Source organism: Variovorax sp. Soil_C_26, from assembly GCF_057657075.1.
This window is the reverse complement of sequence record NZ_JBDGJC010000028.1, coordinates 1-1,745: the sequence shown is the minus strand read 5'-3', so window position 1 is coordinate 1,745 and position 1,745 is coordinate 1. Positions and strand designations below refer to the sequence as shown.

The window sequence follows — 1,745 nt, the reverse complement described above, 5'->3', positions numbered from 1 at the left end:
CGGCCGAGCAGCTGCACTGGTTGCTGGAGGGCATCGACATCGCGGTGGTGCAACGCCACTCCCGTCTGCGCTATTCCAGCGTCGCCTGAAGGAACAATGATGGGGCATGCCGATCCAAGCTGGCGTGTCGTCGCCTGCCTCCATCACCGCTGAAGAACTCGCCGCGCTCATTGCCGAGCGCGATGCGTTGGCCGGCGCGCTTCGAGTCGCGACCACCGAGCGGGACCTCGCCCTGGAGCGATTGAGGTCGTTGCAGCGCCAGTTGTTCGCTGCCAAGAGCGAAGCCCGCGGCACCGATCAGAAGGACCTGTTCCTGAACGAGGCCGAGGCACTCGCGCCTACCGATCAGACGCCGCCCGCCGAGACCGACGAAGAGGAGTCGACACCGGTCGCAGGGCATCAACGCAAGAAGCGTGGACGCAAGCCGCTGGACCCCGCGCTGCCGCGCGAGATCGTGCGCCACGAGCTGCCCGAGGCCGAGCGCGTGTGCGCGCATGACGGGCACGCGCTGGTGGAGATCGGCGCCGAGGTCAGCGAGCAGATGGACGTCATCCCCGAGCAGGTGCGCGTGCTGCAGCACCACCGCGTCAAGTACGCCTGCCCCTGCTGCGATCAGAGTCTGAAGGTTGCACCGGCGCCGGCGCGCATCATTCCGCGAGGCCTCCTCACCGAGCAGGCCCAGGCCTGGGTCATCACCGGCAAGTACCAGTTCGGCATGCCGCTGTACCGCACGGCCGCGCTGCTGCGCCGCTTCGGTGGCGACATCGTGAGCAACACCCTGGCCGCCGGCGTCGTGCGCATCGGCCGGGCCGTGCAGCCCGTCATCAACCTGCTGCGCGACCACTTGCTGGACAGCGACTTGATCTACGGTGACGAGACCACGGTCCAGGTCCTCAAGGAGCCCGGAAGGAAAGCCCAGACCAAGAGCTACATGTGGGCGCAGATGAATGGCACCGGTCCACCGGTACGGCTGTTCGCCTATGCGCCGGGACGTGGCACTGTGCACGCCGACAAGCTGTATGCCGGCATCCGCCCAGGCACCACGCTCATGAGCGACGGCTACGAGGTCTACAACGGCATCGCGAAGGCCGGCGGTCTCACGCATCTCGGGTGCTGGGTCCACGCGCGTCGGCCGTTCATCAAGGCCGAGGAGGCCACCCCGAAGGCAGTTCGCTCACCGGATCAGATCGCGACCCGGTTCGTGCGGCTGATTGGCAAGCTGTACCGTGCAGAGGCGCTGGCCAAGGCTTGGGCGCCTGCGCGTCGGCTGCGGCTGCGTGCGCGCTACAGCGCCGCGGTCGTGCGCGAGATCGAGCGGCTGCTGCTCACGCACCTGCACAGCGTGGCGCCGTCAAGCCTGCTGGGCGAAGCGCTGCACTACTTGCACGGGCAGTGGCCCAAGCTCGTGCGGTTCCTGGACAACGGCTCCTGGCCGCTGGACTCCAACCCGGTGGAGAACGCGATCCGGCCCTTCGTCGTCGGAAGACGAAGCTGGTTGTTCGCCGACACCGTGGGCGGTGCCAACGCGAGCGCCAACCTCTACTCGTTGATCGAAACGGCCAAGGCCAACAACATCGAGCCCTACCGGTACCTCGTCGCGCTGTTCAAGAAGCTGCCGCTGGCGCAGACCGTCGACGACTACGAGGCGCTGCTTCCCTGGAACATCGAACTCGTCGAGCCGTAGACCTCTGCGCGCGCATCGATTCCGGCGCCGCGGGCAAGGGCGTGGTTTATTGACCGCTTAC

At 67.2% G+C, this 1,745-nt stretch carries 1 protein-coding gene; it reads left to right on the top strand.

Annotated features, from left to right (window positions below):
- Positions 1–106 precede the first annotated feature (106 nt).
- The gene (gene tnpC, locus AC3A6G_RS27260; RefSeq protein ID WP_487866173.1) at positions 107–1,684 is read left to right on the top strand and encodes an IS66 family transposase; all 1,578 of its coding nucleotides are present in this window, start codon (positions 107–109) and stop codon (positions 1,682–1,684) included.
- Positions 1,685–1,745: the final 61 nt, after the last annotated feature.

Bases quoted from the DNA above. Each gene is read 5' to 3' on its own strand.
- tnpC (WP_487866173.1), top strand. From the start codon at position 107: ATGCCGATCCAAGCTGGCGTGTCGTCGCCTGCCTCCATCACCGCTGAA.